This window comes from Nocardia sp. NPDC051981, assembly GCF_040680715.1.
Lineage (GTDB): Bacteria > Actinomycetota > Actinomycetes > Mycobacteriales > Mycobacteriaceae > Nocardia.
The window spans coordinates 100,377-120,458 of record NZ_JBFAXK010000028.1 but is presented as its reverse complement, the minus strand read 5'-3'; the positions used below and the strand labels follow the sequence as shown (position 1 = coordinate 120,458).

The 20,082-nt window shown below is 65.1% G+C and carries 17 protein-coding genes and 1 pseudogene; 10 read left to right on the top strand and 8 right to left on the bottom strand.

The window, feature by feature from the left end; all coding sequences use genetic code 11:
- Positions 1-538: 538 nt before the first annotated feature.
- Complete coding sequence (locus AB0L60_RS34860) at positions 539-1,327, top strand: hypothetical protein (RefSeq protein WP_364623149.1); 789 nt, start codon at positions 539-541, stop codon at positions 1,325-1,327.
- Positions 1,328-1,452: 125 nt separating this feature from the next.
- Positions 1,453-3,405, top strand: coding sequence for an AarF/UbiB family protein (locus tag AB0L60_RS34855; protein WP_364623146.1), 1,953 nt, complete (start codon positions 1,453-1,455; stop codon positions 3,403-3,405).
- A 442-nt stretch (positions 3,406-3,847) separates the two neighbouring features.
- Here AB0L60_RS34855 and AB0L60_RS34850 read toward each other — a convergent pair whose 3' ends face one another.
- The 3 genes from AB0L60_RS34850 to AB0L60_RS34840 form a co-directional block, all read right to left on the bottom strand.
- Positions 3,848-5,086, bottom strand: a complete 1,239-nt coding sequence (locus AB0L60_RS34850) for a thiolase family protein (protein ID WP_364623143.1) — start codon at positions 5,084-5,086, stop codon at positions 3,848-3,850.
- A 280-nt stretch (positions 5,087-5,366) separates the two neighbouring features.
- Positions 5,367-5,705 (bottom strand): hypothetical protein, encoded by a 339-nt coding sequence (locus AB0L60_RS34845; protein WP_364623140.1) that lies wholly within the window; start codon positions 5,703-5,705, stop codon positions 5,367-5,369.
- 516 nt (positions 5,706-6,221) lie between these two features.
- The gene (locus tag AB0L60_RS34840; RefSeq protein WP_364623137.1) at positions 6,222-6,944 is read right to left on the bottom strand and encodes a histidine phosphatase family protein; all 723 of its coding nucleotides are present in this window, start codon (positions 6,942-6,944) and stop codon (positions 6,222-6,224) included.
- Positions 6,945-7,736: 792 nt separating this feature from the next.
- Between AB0L60_RS34840 and AB0L60_RS34835 the strand changes: the two genes are divergently transcribed.
- Positions 7,737-8,399, top strand: coding sequence for a nitroreductase (locus AB0L60_RS34835; protein WP_364623133.1), 663 nt, complete (start codon positions 7,737-7,739; stop codon positions 8,397-8,399).
- Between the two features lie 181 nt (positions 8,400-8,580).
- On the opposite strand, the gene AB0L60_RS34830 is transcribed toward AB0L60_RS34835, so the two are convergent.
- Positions 8,581-8,907 (bottom strand): hypothetical protein, encoded by a 327-nt coding sequence (locus tag AB0L60_RS34830; protein ID WP_364623130.1) that lies wholly within the window; start codon positions 8,905-8,907, stop codon positions 8,581-8,583.
- A gap of 2,320 nt (positions 8,908-11,227) precedes the next feature.
- Between AB0L60_RS34830 and AB0L60_RS34825 the strand changes: the two genes are divergently transcribed.
- The 4 genes and pseudogenes from AB0L60_RS34825 to AB0L60_RS34810 form a co-directional block, all read left to right on the top strand.
- Positions 11,228-11,857 carry a DUF3558 family protein gene (locus AB0L60_RS34825; protein WP_364623128.1) on the top strand — a complete coding sequence of 210 codons (630 nt, stop codon included), beginning with the start codon at positions 11,228-11,230 and terminating at the stop codon, positions 11,855-11,857.
- Between the two features lie 36 nt (positions 11,858-11,893).
- A complete protein-coding gene (locus AB0L60_RS34820) occupies positions 11,894-12,124 on the top strand; it encodes a hypothetical protein (protein WP_364623126.1) in 231 nt (76 codons plus the stop codon).
- Positions 12,125-12,933: 809 nt separating this feature from the next.
- Positions 12,934-14,184: a hypothetical protein gene (locus AB0L60_RS34815; RefSeq protein ID WP_364623124.1), complete on the top strand. Its 1,251-nt coding sequence runs from the start codon at positions 12,934-12,936 to the stop codon at positions 14,182-14,184.
- 47 nt (positions 14,185-14,231) lie between these two features.
- Positions 14,232-14,504: pseudogene (locus AB0L60_RS34810) on the top strand (IS110 family transposase); the annotation flags it as partial.
- A gap of 246 nt (positions 14,505-14,750) precedes the next feature.
- On the opposite strand, the gene AB0L60_RS34805 reads toward AB0L60_RS34810, so the two are convergent.
- Entirely contained in the window at positions 14,751-15,128 is a 378-nt protein-coding gene (locus AB0L60_RS34805; protein WP_364623121.1) for a MerR family transcriptional regulator, read from the bottom strand.
- Between the two features lie 64 nt (positions 15,129-15,192).
- On the opposite strand from AB0L60_RS34805, the gene AB0L60_RS34800 reads away from it, so the two are divergent.
- Complete coding sequence (locus tag AB0L60_RS34800) at positions 15,193-16,377, top strand: MFS transporter (RefSeq protein ID WP_364623118.1); 1,185 nt, start codon at positions 15,193-15,195, stop codon at positions 16,375-16,377.
- Between the two features lie 268 nt (positions 16,378-16,645).
- Here AB0L60_RS34800 and AB0L60_RS34795 read toward each other — a convergent pair whose 3' ends face one another.
- Entirely contained in the window at positions 16,646-17,464 is an 819-nt protein-coding gene (locus AB0L60_RS34795) for a TIGR02452 family protein (protein ID WP_364623115.1), read from the bottom strand.
- Positions 17,465-17,867: 403 nt separating this feature from the next.
- Entirely contained in the window at positions 17,868-18,059 is a 192-nt protein-coding gene (locus tag AB0L60_RS34790; protein ID WP_364623112.1) for a hypothetical protein, read from the bottom strand.
- Positions 18,060-18,261: 202 nt separating this feature from the next.
- Between AB0L60_RS34790 and AB0L60_RS34785 the strand changes: the two genes are divergently transcribed.
- On the top strand, positions 18,262-18,522 hold the full coding sequence (locus AB0L60_RS34785) for a hypothetical protein (RefSeq protein WP_364623109.1): 261 nt from the start codon (positions 18,262-18,264) through the stop codon (positions 18,520-18,522).
- A gap of 241 nt (positions 18,523-18,763) precedes the next feature.
- On the opposite strand, the gene AB0L60_RS34780 is transcribed toward AB0L60_RS34785, so the two are convergent.
- Entirely contained in the window at positions 18,764-19,228 is a 465-nt protein-coding gene (locus AB0L60_RS34780) for a DUF6194 family protein (protein ID WP_364623106.1), read from the bottom strand.
- 63 nt (positions 19,229-19,291) lie between these two features.
- On the opposite strand from AB0L60_RS34780, the gene AB0L60_RS34775 reads away from it, so the two are divergent.
- Positions 19,292-20,053 carry a MerR family transcriptional regulator gene (locus AB0L60_RS34775; RefSeq protein ID WP_364623103.1) on the top strand — a complete coding sequence of 254 codons (762 nt, stop codon included), beginning with the start codon at positions 19,292-19,294 and terminating at the stop codon, positions 20,051-20,053.
- Positions 20,054-20,082: the final 29 nt, after the last annotated feature.

Here is a 20,082-nt window from a genome sequence, read left to right as displayed (position 1 = left end):
CCCCGCTGTCCTCGAGGCGTCCGGTCCGCCCGGATCTCGAACTCCATCGCAACCCCTCACGATCGAAGGTGTTGCGACGATCCCTAGAACCTGCCTACCGGATGGGGGCTCAGCAGAGTCCCTACCAGCAGCGATACGCGCGCTGCCCTACTTCTTCGCAGAGGCTGATCCGCTTCGGAATTCGACCCCATTGACTCCAATATCTGCACGTCAAACGCCCTGTTCAGAACTCGACTTACGTTCCGAAGCCGAATAACCTCTGTATGCGACTCGCCGCCAGCACCGCCGCGAGACCGCCCCTCCGGCCACATCGATTTCAGTGCGATCGATCGCAATCGAGATGATGAACGGCGCCATCACCACCGTCGCCGGTGAAGGCCCTGAGTGGGGGGCGCGGTTTGGGTGGTCCATCAGCTCGGAGAACTCCGAAGCCCCGGTACTGGCGTCCGAAGTCGGAGCGGAATCTCCATCGGACGTTCGGCACGAAGGGACCTTGGGCCCTGCGCCCGGAGCGGGTCAGCGCAAGAGACTGGTCGTTATGCGCAAACGATTCGAGTTGGCTTTCAACATGTCCTATCTGGCGGTTATCTGGGGGCTGGTGATCGCCATGCGGCGAAACCGCAACCGGGTTCCACCCGAACAGCGCCAGACCGCAGCCCGGTTCGAGGAGGCGTTCACCCTGCTGGCGACCGGTGATACCGCGCATCTGGCGTTGCGGGCGGTGTCGATGGCACGGGGCGAGGAGCGCGGGTACCTGACCTGGCGGGGACGCCGGGCGAGTCTGATCGGCCTCGGGGAGATGGCGACCTCGATCACGATCACCCTGTTCTATGTGCTGTCTCTGGATGCCTGGCGGCTGCGGTTCCGGCGCTCATGGGACGGTTTCACCAAGTCGCTGCTGGGGCTGTCGTTCGTACGGTTGATCCTGCTGGCGACACCGTTCAACAACTGGGACAAGGACGAGACGCCGGAGGGCTACGGCGTGGACCGCAATGTGCCGCTACTAGCCGTGGGCGCCAGCGAGATGTACCTCATGCGCCGGGAGGCCACCCGCACCGGTGACCGCACCTTTCGCTTCCTCTCCGACGCCATGGCGGCATCCTTCGCCTGCTATCTCCCGGTCATTCTCTGGGCTCGCCGCATCCCCCAGCTGGGCCTGCTCATGATTCCCAAGACCCTTGCCTACCTGGCCATGGCCTTCCGCGTCTACCGCGACTTCTTCAGCGGCGCAGCGCAATCGGTCGAGACGGGGCTGCAGGCGCGCCCAGGGTGCGACTCGCTCGAAGGCGACAGCGAGCCGCGACACGATCGCCTCGCCCACCAGTGAAGTGCTCGCCGTGTGCGAACTAGCGCTCTGAAGAGTTCGGCCCGAAGGCTCTTACGGCCATTCCGACATCCGAAGGTTGCTGTCAGATCATCGCTGGCAACCTTGACACAAAGGTTGCTGATCAGATGCTCGTCAGTGTGGTGATCGCGATTGTCGCGACGTTGGTGTCGGTGGCACTGATCTCGCGAGTCGCCCAACGGGTGCTCGGGGTCCGGGTGGGGCTTGTCCGGGCCACGCTCGCCGCGCTGGTAGCGCTGGGCGCCGAGCTGGGATTCGAATCCCAGGTGGTGTGGAAGCAGTCGGTTGATCGATTGGCGTTCCTGCCTCAGCAGATCGGTGTGATCCTGCTCGTCGCACTGTTGTTCCTGGTCGTCGCCGAGATCGTGATCCCGCGGGGCAGTATCGCCCGTCCGGACCAGATGGTGCGCGCGGTGCGGCTGCGGACGCAGCAAGCCCGGCGCGGTTTCCAATTGAGCAGAGTGGCGGTCCGGCATGGCATTCCGGGGCTGGCCCGCACCGGTCCGAACGCCGGCACACCGCAGGAGCGGATCGAACAGGCGGCTGCGCTGCGGGGGGCGCTGGAAGAAGCCGGGGTCACGTTCGTCAAGCTGGGGCAGATTCTGTCGACACGCCAGGATCTGCTGCCGCAGGAATACATCGACGAGTTGTCACATCTGCAGCAACGTGTCGGCCCGGTGCCGTGGCCGGAGATCGCGGCGGTGCTGGCCCAGGAATTGAAGGGCGACCCGGACAAGGTGTTCGCCGCGATCGATCGAGAGCCGTTGGCCGCTGCCTCCATCGCCCAAGTGCACCGGGCGCGGCTGCACACCGGTGAAGAGGTCGTCCTCAAGGTGCAGCGCCCCGGCGTCGGTCCGGTGGTCGAGCGGGATCTGGGGATCGCACTGAGCCTGGCCCGTCGCCTCGAATCGAGCACTGCCTGGGGTCGCTCGATCGGAATCGGCGAGTTGACCGAGGGTTTCGCCCAGGCGCTGCGGGAAGAACTCGACTTTCGGATCGAGACGCGCAATATGGCGGCATTGCGGGCCACGATCTTCCAGCACGACACCGCGCCCTCGATCGTTGTCCCGAAGCCCTACCTCGACTATTCGACCGAGCGCGTGCTAGTGATGGACTTCGTCCCCGGCAAGACGCTGAGTTCGCCCGATGCGGTCGAAGGCCGGTCCGGGACGGAACGGAACCGGATCGCCGCGGTCCTGTTCGAATCGCTGCTGCGGCAGGTCATGGTGGACGGTGTCTTTCACGCGGATCCGCATCCCGGCAATATCGTGCTGCTCGACGACGGCGGCGTGGCGCTGATCGACCTCGGCTCGGTCGGGCGGATCGACTCCGAACTGCGCGCGAACCTGGGCCAGTTCTTGATGGCAGTGGACCGCGGCAATCCCGAACTGGTCTGCGACGCCCTGCTCTCGTTCGTGGTCCGCCCCGAATTCGTCGACGAGGACGGGCTGCGGCGTGGCATCGGTCGATTCATGGCGCTGCACATGGCCCCGGGCGCATCGGCCGACATCACCGTATTCACCGATCTGGTCCGGTTGGTCGCCGAATACGACCTGACAGTTCCCGGTGAGGTGGCAGGAGCGTTCCGGGCCATCGGCACGCTCGAGGGCACGCTGGCCGCGGTGGCACCCGATTTCGATATCGTCGCGCAGTCGCGTGAGTTCGCGAACCGACAGTTCACCGAGCGACTGGCACCGGAGTCGCTGCAGGCCGCGGTCACCGACGAGTTGCTCACCGTATTACCACTACTGCGGCGGATACCCAGGCACGTGGACCGGATAGCCTCCTCGCTGGAGGCGGGCCGGGTGACGGTCAACGTCAGCCTGTTCGCCGATCGTCGGGATCGCTCGGTGGTCACGGGTCTGGTCAATCAGGTGCTGCTGGCGTTCCTTGGCGGCATCGTCGGAATCATGGGTGTGGTGCTGCTGGCCAACCCGGGCGGCGCTCGAGTCACCGACACCCTCACATTGCACGAAATGTTCGGCTACAACCTGATTCTGGTCAGCGCGGTCCTGGTGCTGCGCGTGCTGTACGTAGTCTTCAGCGCGCGCCGCGAATAGCCCCATCCAGCCATGCCGCGAACGTGAATATCGCAATCCCCGCGAAAGCGAGGGAGCGCGGCTCGACAACCGCTCAGCGCTCGAGCGTGTGCGCCGCGTTTCGCTTCCCATCGCCGGTCTGGTGGCCGCGGTCGTTATCGGGCACGCGGGCACAGGAAGAACATGGCAAAACGACGGACAACAGGATGTGGCCGAGTCCGGCGATACCCGAGATGGCGGGACTGACATCGTGAACCGGGCGACGCGGGGCATCGGAAGATCAACTGGCCGTGCCGATCCGAGGCCGGAAGAACGTCCGCGACTGCTGATGACCGTAGTGGCACTTGCGTCGAGAGCGACAACGGCCGAGCGGCTTCGTCTTCGACAACGCCGCCGGCAAGCTCATCGAGGGCGTCTCCTGACCTCCCGGGGAACCCCGTACGTCGTTCCTCGGTGAGATTTCTCAGGCGGCGGACGGGTTTTCGAGGACGATTGCGACTCCTTGACCGGATCCGATGCAGACTCCGATCGCGCCGTAGCGCGCATTGCGTTCCCGCAGTTCGGTGGCCAGGGTCAGGACGTAGCGGGCGCCGGTGGCGCCGAACGGATGACCGATTGCCACCGCGCCGCCGTTCGGTGTCAGCTTCTCGTCGGGGATGATGAAACCGTCCAGCTGGTTGGGCAGTTCACGCAGCACGCCCAGGGCTTGGGCGCTGAATGCCTCGTGTACTTCCCACACGTCGATCTGCTCGGGTGCCAGGCCCGCACGTTGGATCGCCAGCGGCAGCGCCCACGCCGGAGCCAGACCCATGTAGAGCGGATCGATCCCGTACACCGCGGAGGACACCACCCGCGCCAGCGGTTCGACGCCGAGTTCGGCCGCTCGTTCACCCGAGGCCAGCACCAGTGCGCTGGCTCCGTCGGTCAGGGGAGTCGAGTTCCCGGCGGTCATCTGCGTGGTCCCCGGCTGCGGGGGCAGCGCCGCGAGCCTTTCGGCGGTGGTGTCGTCGCGGATGAATTCGTCGTGCTCGAACAGGCGGGCGGGAGCCTTCCTCGTCGCGGCGATCTCTATCGGCATAATCTCCTTGGCCAGCCGCCCAGAATCCCTGGCCGCCTTGGCATTTCGCTGCGTCCGCAGCGCGAACGCGTCGATTTCCTCTCTGGTCAGCCCGTAGCGGTCGGCGACGTTCTGTGCTGTCTCGATCATTCCGATGTAAGCATTGCGCGCCAGCAGCGCCGGATTGGCGGGACCGCCCGCACCCGCCCACATGGTGTCGAGCAGGATGACCGGGCCACGGGGGCCGAACGGGGTGTCGCCCTTCATGTACGCCCATCCCGACCGCGACATCGACTCGACGCCACAGGCGATCCCGACGCCCAGGTCCCCCGCTTTGATCGCGTGCGCGACATTGATGGTTGCGCTCAGGGAAGACCCGCAGAACCGGTTGATCGTCGCCCCGGCCACCGTGTCGGGGAACCCCGCCGCCAGCGCCGCCCACCGCGCGACATCACCCATACCTTCGTGGGCCGGATTGACGCAGCCCGCGACAATGTCCTCGATCTGATCGAGACCCACGCCGACGCGCTCGCACGCACCCTTCATGGTCATCCCCAGCAGGTCGTCGGCCCGAATGTGCGACAGCGAACCACCGTACCGGGCGAAGGGGGTCCGAACACCACCGAGCACAAACGCTTCCGCCATCACGATCTCCTTCGACAGTGTCCTCAGGGTCTCAACGAACGAGCCGTCGTTGCCGCTTCCGATCTTGCCTCGATTCCGAGGAAATCCGCCACACCAGTGCAGACCGACGGCGCCGAGACCGCTGTTCTTCGAGATTGGGCTGCTCGGATCCGCGGCGAACGGAAGATCGACCGGCCGCACTGATCCGACTGCCGCGGAACGTCCGCCACTGCCGAGAAGTGGGTGGTGCGCGGCTGGTGCTACCGACTGGTTGCGGTTCGTGTTCCCTCCGGCACTTTGGTCAGATGGTCCAGGTGATCGGGTAATTGGCGTATGTCGCGGTCTCTGCTGTAAACGTCACGCCTACTGCTCGGAAGTCGTCGCGTGCTCTTACCCGCATCTCCTTCAGCTCGTCCATCTGCGCCGCATGCTCTTCGGAGTCCCATATGCTCACCTGGGAGAGCGAGCCTTCAGGGGAGACGCCCGCGTACCAGTGAAGAAGACCCGGCAGTCGCAGAATTGCCGGGATCAGGTATTCCGAGGTCTTCTTGTCCGCAGCGACGACCGCGTCGTACAGGCTCGGATCGAAGGTGACGCGCCCGACGCGGACGACAGCAGTTGCTGGCAACGACTCTGTCATCGCGTTCGATTTCCTCTCGGCAAGGCTGGAAGATCTTGCTTCCCAGACGATCCCACCGTCAGGGCTTATGGATCAATGTCGATCTTCGGAGCGACCGATAAACCAGACTTATGTGTTGGGTTGCGCAAGCGACCCCGATAGTCGGCTGGTGCGGGCTGGCCGTCGGCGGAACCGACCACTGTGCAGAACATCCGCTACTGCCGCGTGGCACGCTGACCGAACCGGCCAGCGTGGCATGGGCGAAGATCAACGGGCCGAGCCAATCTGGAGCCGGCGGAACGTCCGCTTCTGCCGAGTTTCGGGCGACCGGTGCAATCCCGCACAATCCGCTGTAGAACAGCGATTTCGCGCCAATTCCTCAGCTGTAGTCCACGTTTAGAACGGTTGGGTTAGCCGTTCATACCCGGACAGCAGCGCGCTCTTCTGCCGCATACCGCGCTGCCCGAACCGGCCAGCGCGGGTCGGCGGAAGATCAACTGGCCGTATGCATCCGGCGCTGGCCGAACGCACCGTAAATCAGCCGAGGTCCGGGTGGCCGACCCACTCGACAATCGTCCAGCCCTTCTGCGGGTTGCCCTTGAGGACGACGCGGCCGCCGTTGCGCATCGGATCGGTGCCGAGTTTGCTCTTGTCGGCGTTGCCAGCGTTCATCATGGACCAGAACATGATGGTGCCGCCGTGCGAGAAGATCACCGGATTGGCGCAGCCGCGGCGCTGCACATCGAGCAGCGCCTGATCGACGCGGCTGTCGAACTCATTGCCGTCGATGGAGCCTGGAATCCGTGCGTTCAGATCGCCGGAGAGCCACTTGATGGGCGCCTGTAGGTACCCGGACATCGCCTGGGCCTCCGGGGTACCCTCGTACTGGCCTGCCTCGATCTCCCGGAAACCGGGCTGAATGTTGAGGCTCAGGTCGCGCTTGGCGACGGTCGGTGCCGCAGTCTGCTCGGTACGCACCATGTTGGACGCGAAGGCGCAGTCGTACTTCTTTTCGGCCAGTTGGATGGCCAGGTTGTCTGCCTGTGTCCGGCCGCGCGGGGTCAGGTCGGGTCCGGGCACCTTGGTATCGATCAGGCCGGAGGTGTTACCGACGGACTCGGCATGGCGCACCAGGGTGATGACCATTTCGCCTGCGCCGATGCCGCCGCTGCTGCCGGAGTTGCCCCCGGAGCTTCCGAAATCGATATCGGCGGACGCGATGCCGGTGGTAGCGGTTGTGGCTACGACCGCGGTCGCCATCACCGCAATGGAAAGGCGAAGAGATCGGATTCGCATGGGTGGGAATGCCTTTCATCGTGGCGAACGCCACTTCAGGTATGCCGAAGAACCGGAATTTGGAGTGTCGCGTCTCACAGAAGCAGCTATTTGCCCGAATCGACTACGAGGTATCCCGTTCATCGGGATCCTTCGCATACCGGACCACGCGCAGGCGAAACCACCGGTAGCGGAGGTGCTGGCTGCAGAATCCTGACCGCCGCGAGCGTTGCCCCCGGGTCTGCCGGTCGTGGAAGGCGTGTCACCCGTCCGTGGCACGCAACGCGCGGGCATGTCGGGTCGGTCACTGCACCATCGACATGCAAGGTGCCCGCCGACCATGTCCTGCCAATGCCCACGCGGCCACGCGTGTCGGCCACACCGTAACCGCGACAACAACCTGATCCCGATGTCGCTCACTCGGTGGAGCAATGTGTCGACTGGATGCGAAGTGCCGCAGAGATTCCCGGCAACGGAATCATTGGGTTCTTCCACCTCGGCTGACGGTCGACGTCTTGTACCGCCGTGGCCGGCATTGACCGAATTGGCTGCGGTTACTCCGGCGGAGGATCAACCGACTGGGCCGATCCGTGGTGGGGTCGAACGTACTGTCATGCCGCATACCGCGCTGACCGAACCGGCCAGCACGGGCGGCGGCCGTCGGAACAGACTGCGGCGCAGGAACGTCCGCTACTGCCGATGAGCGTGCGCTCGCTTCGGGAGAAGTGGCGCCGATGTGCGGATGTTCGAGAACGGCAACCCAATACGATCGGCGGGATGGATGTCTATGAGGCTGTGCAGAGCAGGCAGTCGATTCGTGCGTTCTCCGACCATCCCGTGTCACGCAACATTCTCGACAGGGTGCTGACAGCCGCTGTCCGCACACCATCGGGCGGCAATCTGCAGCCGTGGCACATCTACGTTCTGAGCGGTGACCGGCTGGCGGAGCTGAAGAAGCGGATCGCCGAGCGTGTGGCCTGCGGTGATACCGGCGACGAGCGCGAGTTCGCCTTCTACCCAGCGCAACTGGGGTCACCGTATCGGGAGCGCCTGGCGGATATGGGTGCTCGCCGATACGGCGCGCTCGGTATCGGCGTCGATGACGCACAGGCCCGGGCGCGAGTTCGAGCCGAGAACTGGAACTGTTTCGGCGCTTCGACGGTGCTGTTCTGCTACCTGGACCGCGACATGCCAGCGCCACAATGGGCAGATGCGGGCATGTTCCTCCAGACGGTGATGCTGCTCCTTCGCGCCGAAGGGCTACACAGCTGCACGCAGATCGCTTGGGCGGAATACCACCACACCGTCAACGAGATGATCTCTCCACCGAACGAGCGAATACTCTTCTGCGGCATGTCCATCGGCTACGCAAACCCTGCCTCGACCCATCCCTCCATCCCTCGAGCTCCCCTCGCCGAAACAGTGACGTTCCTGGAGTGACCAACCGTCTCAACCAACCAGACAGGCGCACGACCGACATCCTGTATTACCGCATCCCGCGCTGACCGAACAGCCGGGCGTCGTCCGGCACTCCATGGCGTAGTTATCCTCGCCGGCCAGTCGCAGCTCGACCACGCCTGCGGCTTCGAGGTCCCGGAGTCGATCACCAGCACCAGGGGCGTTATCCCCTCGATCCGAAATCCTCGGCGTTCCCGCTCGCGGTTGGATCGATGTCGTCGATCGCGCGCGTCAGGCGTGCCGCCACCTCGCTGTGGTCGTGAACCGACAAGGCCTGGTTGACGATCAGCCAATCTGGGATGTCGTCACCGTGGACGTACTTGCAAAAACAGTTGTAGATCGCGTAGTAGGCGAACTCGACCGGGTCAGGGAAGACCAGATCGTCGTCCTGCAGCGCGGTGATGGGCTCGAGGTATCGGCCGCCGATATCCGCGAGATCCACACCAGCGCGAGCGGAGCGAAGGGCATCGGCCGGAAGCTCGACATCCACGTGGTGCCTCATCCCGACAACCGAGTCCCGGTAGCGAAGCCGGGCGGGCCCGCCCCGGACGTAACCGAGCCAGATCGGAAGGGCGTCCTCGCACAGCGATAGGTGAACCTGTCGTCGGCGATCAGCGCCCAACTGGAGGAAGAGTTGCCTCGGCGTCATGAGCGATTCTAACGAAACCTCAGGACTCGGCCGACAACCTGCGTGCCGTGGCCAACAATCACACTCATTTGCCGCTGACCGCGCTGACCGAAGCGGCCGGGGCGCCGCTGTCGCGGCGTAACACGTTGACCTCGACCACGATCCAAGCTGGCATACGGGCAGGGTGAGGAGACGACGGCATGAGAAGACCATGCGGGCGCCGGCTGTGGTGGGCGCGGGTCGCTACAGGCGCGGTAGCGGCGGTGGCGCTGATCGGCGGTGGCTTGATTGCTTTCTGGTCCAGTGACAATCCGGCACCTCCCGTGACCGAGCTTCCGCCTGTCACCGTGCCGCTGCCCACGAAACACTGGGTGGACAGCGGGAACTGACATATCCGAGGACCTCGTTCGAAGTTTCCGAAGAGAGCCTGACCGACCCACGATAATGCCGCATACCGTGCTGACCGAACCGGTCAGCGCGTGGCGCCGGCGGTCGGAACCTGTTGCGGCGCAGAACGTCCGCTACTGCCGATGTGAGTGCATTTGCGGTCCGGTGGACGACCCCGATTCAGTGAGAGAGCAGGAAACGTTGTCGCATAGTCGTTTCGAGCCGATAGCGTAGCGACGCGGAAAGGAGATGCGTGGCGCACATATGGGTGACGGTGTGCCTGCCACCGGTGGCCATCGACGACGTTGCCGGCTCGCTCGGGAGGGCGCTGGCCCCCTTCGAGATGTACCGCGGCTATGGGTACCGCGAAATGTGGAACTATTGGCGCATCCGGGGTGGCGGTGAGGGCAGGGGGTTCGTCGGCACCGTCAAGGATCTTCCTCGGCCCTGGCCATCGCGGCCCTCGGCATCTCCGCCGGCACCGCCTATGCCGATCCCGCCGCCGTGGCCCCTCGGCTCCCGGGATCCACTGGGACACCAAGATCGAGTGTGGCGATCGACCCGTAACGACCCCCGTCGGCCACCGCACTGGTGATCGCCGAAGATCCAACGGGACTCACGCCAAGTCCGCGGGCTTTGGCCTTGGCGATGCTCCTCCAAACCCACCTGATGCCAGACCAATTCGACTGCGACGCAAGACGTTTGCATGTGTAACGGACGGGGCTGGCTGCTCGATACGGTCATAAAGTTCATTTCCGTGACCGGATCCAACACGAGAAGATAGGGTGAAATGTTTCGAGTAAATCGCCTCGTCGTTCCTGGCGCGCTACTGACCGGTGCAGTGCTGATGTCCGTCGCCCCCGCGCAGGCCGAGACACCAATCGGGCCCCAGGCGAGCGAGACGCAGGCGATCGCCAACAGCGGAATTGCCAGTGGTTCGGCCGATCTGAACGACCTCTTCTGCGGAACTATCTGGCGTCCTGCCTGCTTCCCCAACGGGCTTCCGCACTGACCTGACTGGAGGACAACCCCAGCAAATCTTCGGCGGGTACACGGATGGCAGTCGATGGGATGTTCATAGCGTTGACCGCACCCGCCGCTGATCGGACTCGGTTGAACAGCGATAATCCCGAGGATTGTCAACCGAGCCCAACCCCGGATCGCACCGAATGAAAAGGCTGGACCTGCAGATGCTCGTCCGCGCGAAGCCTGATCTCGCCCCGGGAGCGAATCCTGTGGAGCCGCTGATCAACACGACACCAAAATCGCGAAGTTGGGGCCGATTCGAGGATCGACCCGCGTTGACACCGGCCGACCACGCCACTCCTCGCCTCGGGAATGCAATTCAGCGAGACCGGGATGAGGTCGGCCCACCGTCGGCGTGCGCCGACACAGCGACCGTGATTCCAACGGCCGCAGAACGGTGGCGGACAACGATTTCAACGCAGGTACACCTCCGATCGGCCACTGAAACCCGAGTCGTTCCGAGGCCGACACCGGTGCCCGTTCAGGGAAACGATTGCAACGGAAGGGATTTACTCTCGCCAGCGGGCGCCGACAGGAATCGGCAAGGCTCAGCCGCCCGGCCTACGCCGTTCGCGTGCGGCCGGTAAGCGATCATCTCGCTGCCCCGAACACACCCCCACTTTTGGGGGCAGTTAGTTCAGATAACGGAGTTAGAGGATCATCCGACGAACAGGCCATGAGTCCGAAAACTTGGAAGGTTCAACAGCTCTCAAAGGGGGGTTGGGCCGCGCGCGGGAGCCGTCTCGTGGCAATCGCATGTGGAGGCGTTGTGCTGCTCGCAGCCTGCGGCACTACGGTGGACAGCTCGCCGAGCCCAAGTGGGCCAGTGTCGGCGACCCATGCCGCTACCACGACCGCTGATACCGGCGGGGTATCAGCGCCGCCGCAACCAGCTCCGGCTGACGATGTCGCCACAACGCCCGCGAACACCGCACCTCCCACCACCGCAGTGGGAAACCCTTCCACCACAACGGCACCCACCGCCAATTCCGTGTGGGACGCCTGTTCGCTGTCGGAATCCGCGCTCAGCGCCGCGGGTTTGAATACGTCCTCCAAGACTCGGGTGCCCGATGCCGGGAACCCGGCCTCGCGCGTATGCAAGTGGCAATCCGCCGATCAGTCCTACGAACTGATCGTTACCGCCTCCGACAGCACCCTGGACGATCAGCTCGCCTCCGGCAAGTACAACGACGTGCACAGGACTCAGTACTACGGCCGAGACGTGGTCGTGTATCGCGCGGTGCAGGACACCAACAAGCTGGGTTGCTACACCGGAACGCCGGCCGCTTTCGGCAGCATCGTGCTCACAGTGCGCAATGCACGGGTCCAGACCGGCGAAGGCGAACCCTGCGCCGAAGCGAACCGTCTCGGAGCAGCCCTTCTCAGGTCACTCCCTTAATCCGCATCACCGGACATCCGAACGAAAGGTCCCACGATGATTCGAAAGACGATGCTGGCGGTCACGGCAGGCATCCTCATCACCACCCCAATGACAGCCACTGCCGGGGCAACACAGCCCGAGGTCACCACCCCGTCGGTTGTCGGCGCACAGGACATCGCGATCAGCACCGGGTCGGGCGCGGCGGATGCGTTGATCAACGGCCTGATAGCGGCGATCTTCGGCCCCAACGATCCGTCCACGTGCAAATTCCCCTACTGCTTCTGATTGTCCCGTCAGAGGCGACATTCTGATGTCGCCCTCAGATTGCGGATCAGGACGTCCGCTGGGCATCGGGTCATTTTGGGTGCAGTGCCCCCCTGACACGCCGCGCCCGTCTGCGGGGGACCAATAAGTGGTCCGACCGCTACCGTGGCGAGGGCGCGCAGCCAGCAGGTTCGTCGATGAGCCACTGCACCTCGCCTTTGGCGCTGGCTTGGTCAGTGAACCGCTGAGGATTCTGGTCGCGATGGGCGGCACATGTGCCCAGTATTGCGGTATGCCGACTGATCTTGCCCGCCGATGCGCCGGGTCCCCTGAGCCGGACCACGGCCGCGAATCCCAGCAGTCGGCTGGTGTTCTTCGGTCAGGCCGCATAGGTGTATGCCGGGGTTATCTCTGCACGCGCCATCGTTTCACGGTGACAACGGCGGGCGAAATCGGTTGAGTATCGGCGAATTTCGAGGGCACACCGATCGCGTCGAGGCCTCGACGGTACAGGTGCTGCGTCACTTGGGGGGTAGCGACGTCGATCACCACCGGACGGGGCGGGCCGGTGCTGGTGTTGACCAGGATTGGAGACAGCCACCGGATTTCCGGGGTGGGCGCTTCCCGCGGTCCTGTCCAGTAGGTGTGCCAGTGTGGCCGGCGCAGATGAGGGTGCATGCGTGAGTGATTCCGACGGGTTGACTCGCGATCGACCGACCCTGGAAACGAGCGGGCCGTTCATCGCACTCATACTGGAGGATGAGGGCGGGCGTGATGGTCACACCTGTGAGTGATTGTTCGTGTGCGATGGCCGACGATGAGATTCGTTCATGACCACAATGACTCGTCATCGGCGGCAGGCAATCACCGGGGTCACAGCCCTGATGGCCGCGGCCGCCCTGGCTGCCACGGGATGCGAAAGCGCTGCGAATCCTCCGCACTCACCACAGTCGGACGGCGGGCGCGGGCAGCTCGTTCAGGCCGAGCATTTGCGCACCTACACCGTCGATGATGTGCGGAAGGCACTCGGCGACAACGGGTTCGACGCGGGGGCAACGCAATTCGGGGTCGAAACCTATCGGCTGGTTTATCGCACAATCGATCCCGGCGGCCGGGAGACCACGGCGAGCGGGTTGCTTGCGCTGCCCACCGGCGTCGGACACGAGCTTTCGACGGTGGCGTACGAGCACGGCACACAGCCGACCAAAGCCGACGCCCCCTCTGTCGCGGGGGATGGTGGGGATGTACCGGCGGTGCTCACCTACGCGAGTGCCGGGTTTGCCGGTGTCGCACCCGATTACCTCGGCTTGGGGCTGGGACCCGGGTTGCATCCCTATCTGGATGTCCCTTCGGAGACCACAGCGTCACTGGATATGTTGCGAGCCGCGCGAAGCGAGGCCACCGCGCTCGGACAGCAGTTGGGCGGCAAGATTTATGCCACGGGGTTCTCGCAGGGGGGACCGGCCGCGATGGGGCTGGCGCGGGCGTTGCAGAACGGTGCCGACAACTCCTGGCGAGCCGCCGCGGTCGCGGCGATCGGTGGTCCGTTCGCCCTGAGGAGCGTGCAAATGCCCGCCGCGTTGGATCACAACACGCTGGACCCGGCCTCCGCCGGCTTCTATGCTGCATATTTCTTGGTGTCCTGGAATCACTTACACCATCTGTACGGCTCGCCGAGTGAGGTATTCCAGCCGCCCTACGACGCCACGATGGATCAGTTGCTGGACGGCTCGCATTCCGGCGATGAGCTACACCAAGGCTTCCCGGAAAGCATCGATCAGCTGTTGACTCCGCACGCTGTGGGAATGTTGCGCAATCCGACCGGCACACTGGCCGACGCCTTGCGCGTCTCCGACAGCACCTGCACTGACTGGACCCCACGGATGCCCATCCGGCTATATGTCGGAGAGAAAGACACCGACGTCGCTGCGGACAACAGCTCACAGTGCCGTGCCGCATTGCAGCAGCGCGGCGCCGACGCCCCGATCGTCGACGTCGGTCCGGTCGACCACAACGGGTCCGGAATCGGCGGAACAGCTCAGGTCGCGCGCTGGTTCACGCAGCTCGAGGCCGGGCGATAACACCAACCTGAACCGGAACCTCGGTCGGGGACCGTCTCACGCTGATCCTTTCCAAGACCGGCAACAGCCACGCCCGCCACCTGCTGGTCGAAGCCGCCTGGTACCACCGCAAGACCTACCGCGCCCCCACTGCCACCATGGGTGCACGCTGGGCGCTGGCACCCGCCGCGGCCCGCGCCCGCGGGCACGCCGGCAACCACCGCCTGCACCACCGGTGGGAACAGTTCACCGCCCATCACAAACGCCCCGTGATCGCCAACGTCGCCATCGCCCGCGAACTCGCCGGCTGGTGCTGGTCACTGGCAATTCTCGACGGCTGAATACTTGGCCCCAGACCGCGGCCGAGCGGGGAAACTCCGGGTCGGCGTGCGGGACGACCCGCGCTACAGCTATGGGCAGCAACACCTTTCGCGTCGCGACGCCCACGGACAGACCCCGCTCGACCGCACACGAAAGCGGTCCCGGCAACCGCCGTTACCGGGACCGCTTTCACCTGCCACTTGACAGAACCCGCCTACATATCAGCTATTGCGGATCAGGACGTTAGTGACAGATCGGGATCGTTACTACGTGGTGGCTGACGCTGTGAGGTTGTGTTGGGCCGGGGTCTGCGTGGTGGCGAGCAGGTTGTCCAGCAGCGACCGGGTGTGGGCCAGTCGTTCGATGTCGTGGGTGATCCGGCGGCGTTCTGCTTCGAGACGTACGCGGCAGTTGTCCAGTAGCAGGGATTCGCCGGACAGGCAGGTCAGGATCTGGCCGATGAGGTCCATGCCGAGGCCCGCGGCGAGGAGGGTCTGGATGTGCACCACCTTGTAGACATCGGATTCGCTGAAGATCCGGTATCCGCTGGGGGTTCGATCCGGATTCAGGACGCCTTTCTCCTCGTAGTAGCGCAGCGCTCGCACGCTGACGCCGGTCCGGTCTGCCAGCTCGCCGATCTTCACCTGGCCGCTCCGTTCGCTCCGCGGGCTTGACTCTCACGTTGACGTGAGAGTTTAGCGTGCCAGCATGCTTCGACTTGCGATCCTCATGCTTTGCGTCTTCAGTATCACGACCGGCGAGTTTGTGGTGGCCGGAATCCTGCCCGAGGTCGCCACCGATCTCGGGGTCGCCGTCGGCACCGCAGGCCTGCTGGTCACGGCCTACGCCGTGGGCATGATCATCGGTGGCCCGGTGCTCACCGCGGTGACCGCCGGGATCGACCGGAAGCGGCTGATGCTGGCGCTGCTGATTGTCGCGGTCGTCGGGAATGCGGTCTCGGCCCTCGCCCCCGGGTTCCCCGTGCTCCTGGCCGCCCGCGTGCTCACCGCGCTGGTGACCTCGACATTCTTCGCCCAAGCCATCGTGATCGCCGTGCAATCCGCGCCACCCGAGCGAGCCGGGACCATGGCGGCCCGGCTGGCGTTCGGGATGAACCTGGCCATGATCCTCGGAGCGCCGATCGGCACTCAGATCGGCCACGAATGGGGTTGGCGCGCAACATTCGCCGCGATCGCGGTTGCCTGCCTGATCGGGCTGGGTCTGGTGTACTGGCTACTCACCCCGCCCAGCGATGCGAGTCGAACCTCGGCGGTCTCGGAATTGCGGGTGTTGCGACAGCGGCCGGTGCTGGGGGCGCTGGCTATCACCGCGGTCGGCAACGTCGGTGTTCTCATGGTCTTCAGCTATCTCGCCCCGCTGCTCACCGATCTCGGCGGCCACCCCGCCGCCCGGCTGCCGGTCCTGCTCCTCGCCTACGGCGTCGGCGCGACGATCGGCAATCTGCTCGGCGGCACGCTCTACGACCGCAACCCCGGACTCTTCCAACCAGCCCTGCTCGGGCTGCTGACCGTGATCCTGGCGAGTACCTGGTTCGTCGCCACCTCGACCACACTCACCGCGGTCGCGGTCGTCGCGATCGGAATGCTCGGCTTCGCGATCATCCCCGGCATGCAAGCACGCGTCATGACGACCGCCTCCGAAGCGCCCACGTTGGCCATGGCCGTCAACGCCTCCGGTTACCAGGTCGCGGCCGCCTGCGCCGGCTTGTTCGGCGGACTCATCGCCGACTCCACCGCCGGACCCAGACCCATCTACCTCATCGCCGCGGGCTTGACCATGTGTGGATTACTGCTCACCGCCGCGGCTACCCGCACCCCACGTGGGACCCGCCGCGAAAACGCCGGAGCGCAGCGGGCGGACGTCCGCCCGTAGGCTTCGGCCCGAGCTGGCCGAGGGCTTGCGAATGCAGTCGATCGGCTTGACGCCTCCCAGCTTTGGGAACAACGCGGCCCATTGAGTCCTCGATTGGTTCCATCATGTCGAAGCGTTACCCGCCCGAGGTTCGGGCTTTGTTCGCGCGGGAACTGTGCGCCACGAGGCGCTGGAGTGATCGAGAGGTGGTGAGAGACCGTCTCCCTCGGGTCGCTGCGATGCGGAAGATCAACTGGCCGTGCGTATCCACGGCTGGCCGAACGCGCCGTCAGGCCGAGCTGAGGGCCGCTCGGAAGGCAGTGAGGGTGGTCTCGCCGGGGGTCCGGTCCAGTATTGCGAAGGTGATCTCGTCGAAGTGCCCGTTGAACCGCCCGCCGTCGGCTAGCAGTGCATGGAAGACACCGGCCACCATGCCTGGGTCGTTGCCGTAGGCGCCGCAGCCCCAGGCGCCCAGCACCAAACGCCGGTAGCCGACGGCTGTTTCGAGAATGCGCTCGGCGCGGGTGGCCAGCACCGCGGGTATTCGATACGCCTCGCTCGCCAGCTCCTGCACGATCACGTTGGTCCGGGGCGCCGGGCACGTGAGGAAGCCGACCGTATAGGGGCTGTCGAGCAGGATGCCCGTGTCGTCGCGGAAGACGGGCACGGCGGGAGACAGGATCACGCGATCGCTGTAGAAAGGGTCCGGTGTGCGGCGGTGGTGCTCGTAGTACTGCGGCACGGCCAGCAGGGTGGTGTACAGCGCCGACGCTCGGCACAGGGCTTCTTCTTGGGTGCGGGCGCCGGCGAGGTAGTGGCCGCCGGGATTGCGGGCGGACGCGAAATTCAGAACGGCGACCGGCTCCGGATCGGTGTCGAGCATCCGGCGCGCCGCGGCGAGGCTGCTCTCCCCGGTCACCGTGATGACGGTGGCGGCCTCGCTGCGGGTGGTTACCGGGACCGGGCCGGGACCGTACATCCGGGTGCCCTGGACGGCGGCTTGTACCCCCGATGTCAACGACACATAGTGTCCGCTCGGCGTCCGGTAACCGCCGGCTGCGATGATCCGCTCGTTGTCGGCGGCGATGGCTCGCAGGCGTTCGGTCACGCCCGCAATGCTCTCATGGCTCGAGTCGAACCGGATACCACCGCCGGAGGGGAAGTGCGGGCCGCCACAAAACCAAAACACGACGCCCAATCTTCGGCTACGCACACAGCCCCGTAACACGCTGTGGGCCAATCTTCTTCGGCGATGCGCTGCCGCGCATGGCTGCGGCACGTCCGTTCGAGGGGCGGAGGGGGTACCAATGCACCCCCGGATCTCGCGCGAATGATCACATCACTGGCCCTCACGGGCCGTCCCCGCCAGAGCGAAGTCGGATGACGCTGGCAGCTTCTCACTCTAATGTCACTGCGACACAGGTGTTTTCGATGCTACTCGGCTCTTACTCCTCGTCACTCACGGTTACGGTGGCGGTGTATTCAGACATGCCCAGCAGCCTCTCCCGTGCTCAAGCAACCATGGAAACAGCGAGCGACCAGGCGATCATGCCGATCGCTTCCCGCTGCACGGCACCAGAACGTCCGCTACTGCCGCATACAGCGCTGACCGAACCGGCCAGCGTGAGGTATCGGAAGATCAACTGGCCGTATCGATCCGAGGTCGGCGAAACGTCCGCTATCGCCGAGTTGAGGGTATTCACCTGGGTTCCTCAGGACCTACCCCGCCCGGTTCCGGATCAGGACTCGGCCATCGTCCATCGGGCACGTGTGCTGAAGCGCCATGAATTCGAAGCACGTCGGGCCCCCTCTGATCGGGGCACCGGAACCCGTGGCTGTCTGCGGGACAGCGATCTTGGAACAGTTGCGAGTGCTTTTCCATTCCAACAGATGGGTTTTCACACGATGACTACTGTTCGGTCTGCTCTCCGTACCGGCCTGGTGGCCACGGTTGCCGCGGCCGCGATCGCGGCGGGCTCCGCGGTTGCCGCCGCCTCTCCCACCTCGGCCGACGGGGTTCCCCTGGAACTCGCGTCGCCCGGAGGCCAGCCAGCCGTCGCCCAGCCGATCTACACACCGGACAGCGGCAGTGCCGTGATCAACCTCCTCAACCTCCTCACCGGCAGTGCTGATCGGCCGTGCAACAGCGCCGCCACCTGCCTCTGATTCGATCTTGTGTAAAGGCCGGCCATCCTCGGTTTCGTTCGATCTGCCCGCAGCGCCCCTGCTTGCCACAGGCGTGGTCTGAGCGGGCCGAGATGGATGGCCGGGTACTCGCGCCACAAGTGAAGTCGAATGAACCGTCCCGCGTTTGGGGCCGCTGGGCAGTGTTCACACTTGATCACCTTTGTGTCTCAACGGTTTTGAAGATTATGCGGGTGGTCGGCACAGTCATCGACGGCAGCTGTCAATTGGGTTCGGTGTGGCGGTTGTAGCGGGTGCGGGCTCGATTGTGGGCGTTTCGGAGGAGGGTTCGGATTGGGGCCTCGGTTCGGGGGCCGGGGTTGACGACGGCTAGCCAGGCGGCTGAGGCGTAGATCGGGTGGGGGATCAGGGTGTCGGTGGTGGTCGGGTCGAGGGAGCCTGGTTCGCGGGGAGTGTGGCCTGTCCACTCGATGAACTCGGCCCTTGATGTGTTGATGTTCAGGCGGAACGTGTTAGGGCGGTCGAGCTGGGAGGTGGTGTCGTCGGGGTAGTTCTTCGTGATGAGGGTGGCGAAGGGCTGGACTGTGGTGGGGGTGATGCCGTCGGGGGCGTAGTAGAAGAAGTAGTCGCCCCAGGCGATTTCGGGGGTGCCGTCGCCGGGGGCCGGGTGGAGGGTGAGGACGCCGCCGAGGGATTCGATGTAGGTGGCCAGGTCTTCGATGGTCATGAGTTACAGCGTTACATTGAAGTGCTCGTGTGGACTTTTCCCTGGATATAGGGAGGTGGGGAGTTGCCAAGTCGCAACTCGGGCCGATTGCGAACGGTGGATGTGGCGCGGCTTGCGGGGTGCTCGGTGCAGCAGGTCCGCAACCTGGAGAACGAGGGTGTGCTGCCGTCCGCGATCCGCACGGACGCGGGTTACCGGATGTACGGTGAAGCCCATCTGTGGTCCGTGCGGGCGTACCGGAGTCTCGCGGCGGGCGCGGGGCCGGGGGCGGCCAAGCAGATCATGCGGGCCGCGCAAGCCGGAGCCGGCACCGAGATGCTCGCGTTACTGGATGCGGTGCACGGGCGGCTCGACGGCGAGCGGCGGGCACTCGAAATCGCAAGGGCCGCAGCCAGGTTGATCGCCGAAGAACCCATCACGGATGCGCGGCCCTCGGACGAGATGGGCGTGACCGAGTTGGCGGAGGCACTGGGGGTGCGGGCCTCCACGCTGCGGCACTGGGATGCGATGGGGCTGGTTGTGCCCGGACGTGCGGACAGCCGGGGTGCGCGCAGATATGCGCCGGCCGAGGTGCGGGATGCGCGGATCGTGCATCAGTTGCGGGCCGCGGGGTACCGGATTCCGCAGTTGCAGGAGTTGATGCCGCAGTTCCGGGGTGCGCGGCGGTGGGATGCGGTGATGGCCGGGCTGGCGGCACGGGACAAGAGCATCGAGAACCGGTCCCGGGCGCTGTTCGAGGGCACGGCGGCACTCAGTACGGCTATTTCGGCGACGACCGGTGAGGGAAGATCAACTTCTCCTGAAGGACCGGCGGTTTCGGACTGAGGGAAGAATTTGCTAGCCGCGCTCTGCCG

Excerpts from the sequence above, each read along its gene's own strand:
- AB0L60_RS34860 (WP_364623149.1), top strand. The coding sequence starts at position 539 with ATGCGCAAACGATTCGAGTTGGCTTTCAACATGTCCTATCTGGCGGTT.
- AB0L60_RS34855 (WP_364623146.1), top strand. The coding sequence starts at position 1,453 with ATGCTCGTCAGTGTGGTGATCGCGATTGTCGCGACGTTGGTGTCGGTG.
- AB0L60_RS34850 (WP_364623143.1), bottom strand. The coding sequence starts at position 5,086 with ATGGCGGAAGCGTTTGTGCTCGGTGGTGTTCGGACCCCCTTCGCCCGG.
- AB0L60_RS34845 (WP_364623140.1), bottom strand. The coding sequence starts at position 5,705 with ATGACAGAGTCGTTGCCAGCAACTGCTGTCGTCCGCGTCGGGCGCGTC.
- AB0L60_RS34840 (WP_364623137.1), bottom strand. The coding sequence starts at position 6,944 with ATGGCGACCGCGGTCGTAGCCACAACCGCTACCACCGGCATCGCGTCC.
- AB0L60_RS34835 (WP_364623133.1), top strand. The coding sequence starts at position 7,737 with ATGGATGTCTATGAGGCTGTGCAGAGCAGGCAGTCGATTCGTGCGTTC.
- AB0L60_RS34820 (WP_364623126.1), top strand. The coding sequence starts at position 11,894 with ATGATTCGAAAGACGATGCTGGCGGTCACGGCAGGCATCCTCATCACC.
- AB0L60_RS34815 (WP_364623124.1), top strand. The coding sequence starts at position 12,934 with ATGACCACAATGACTCGTCATCGGCGGCAGGCAATCACCGGGGTCACA.
- AB0L60_RS34800 (WP_364623118.1), top strand. The coding sequence starts at position 15,193 with ATGCTTCGACTTGCGATCCTCATGCTTTGCGTCTTCAGTATCACGACC.
- AB0L60_RS34785 (WP_364623109.1), top strand. The coding sequence starts at position 18,262 with ATGACTACTGTTCGGTCTGCTCTCCGTACCGGCCTGGTGGCCACGGTT.
- AB0L60_RS34780 (WP_364623106.1), bottom strand. The coding sequence starts at position 19,228 with ATGACCATCGAAGACCTGGCCACCTACATCGAATCCCTCGGCGGCGTC.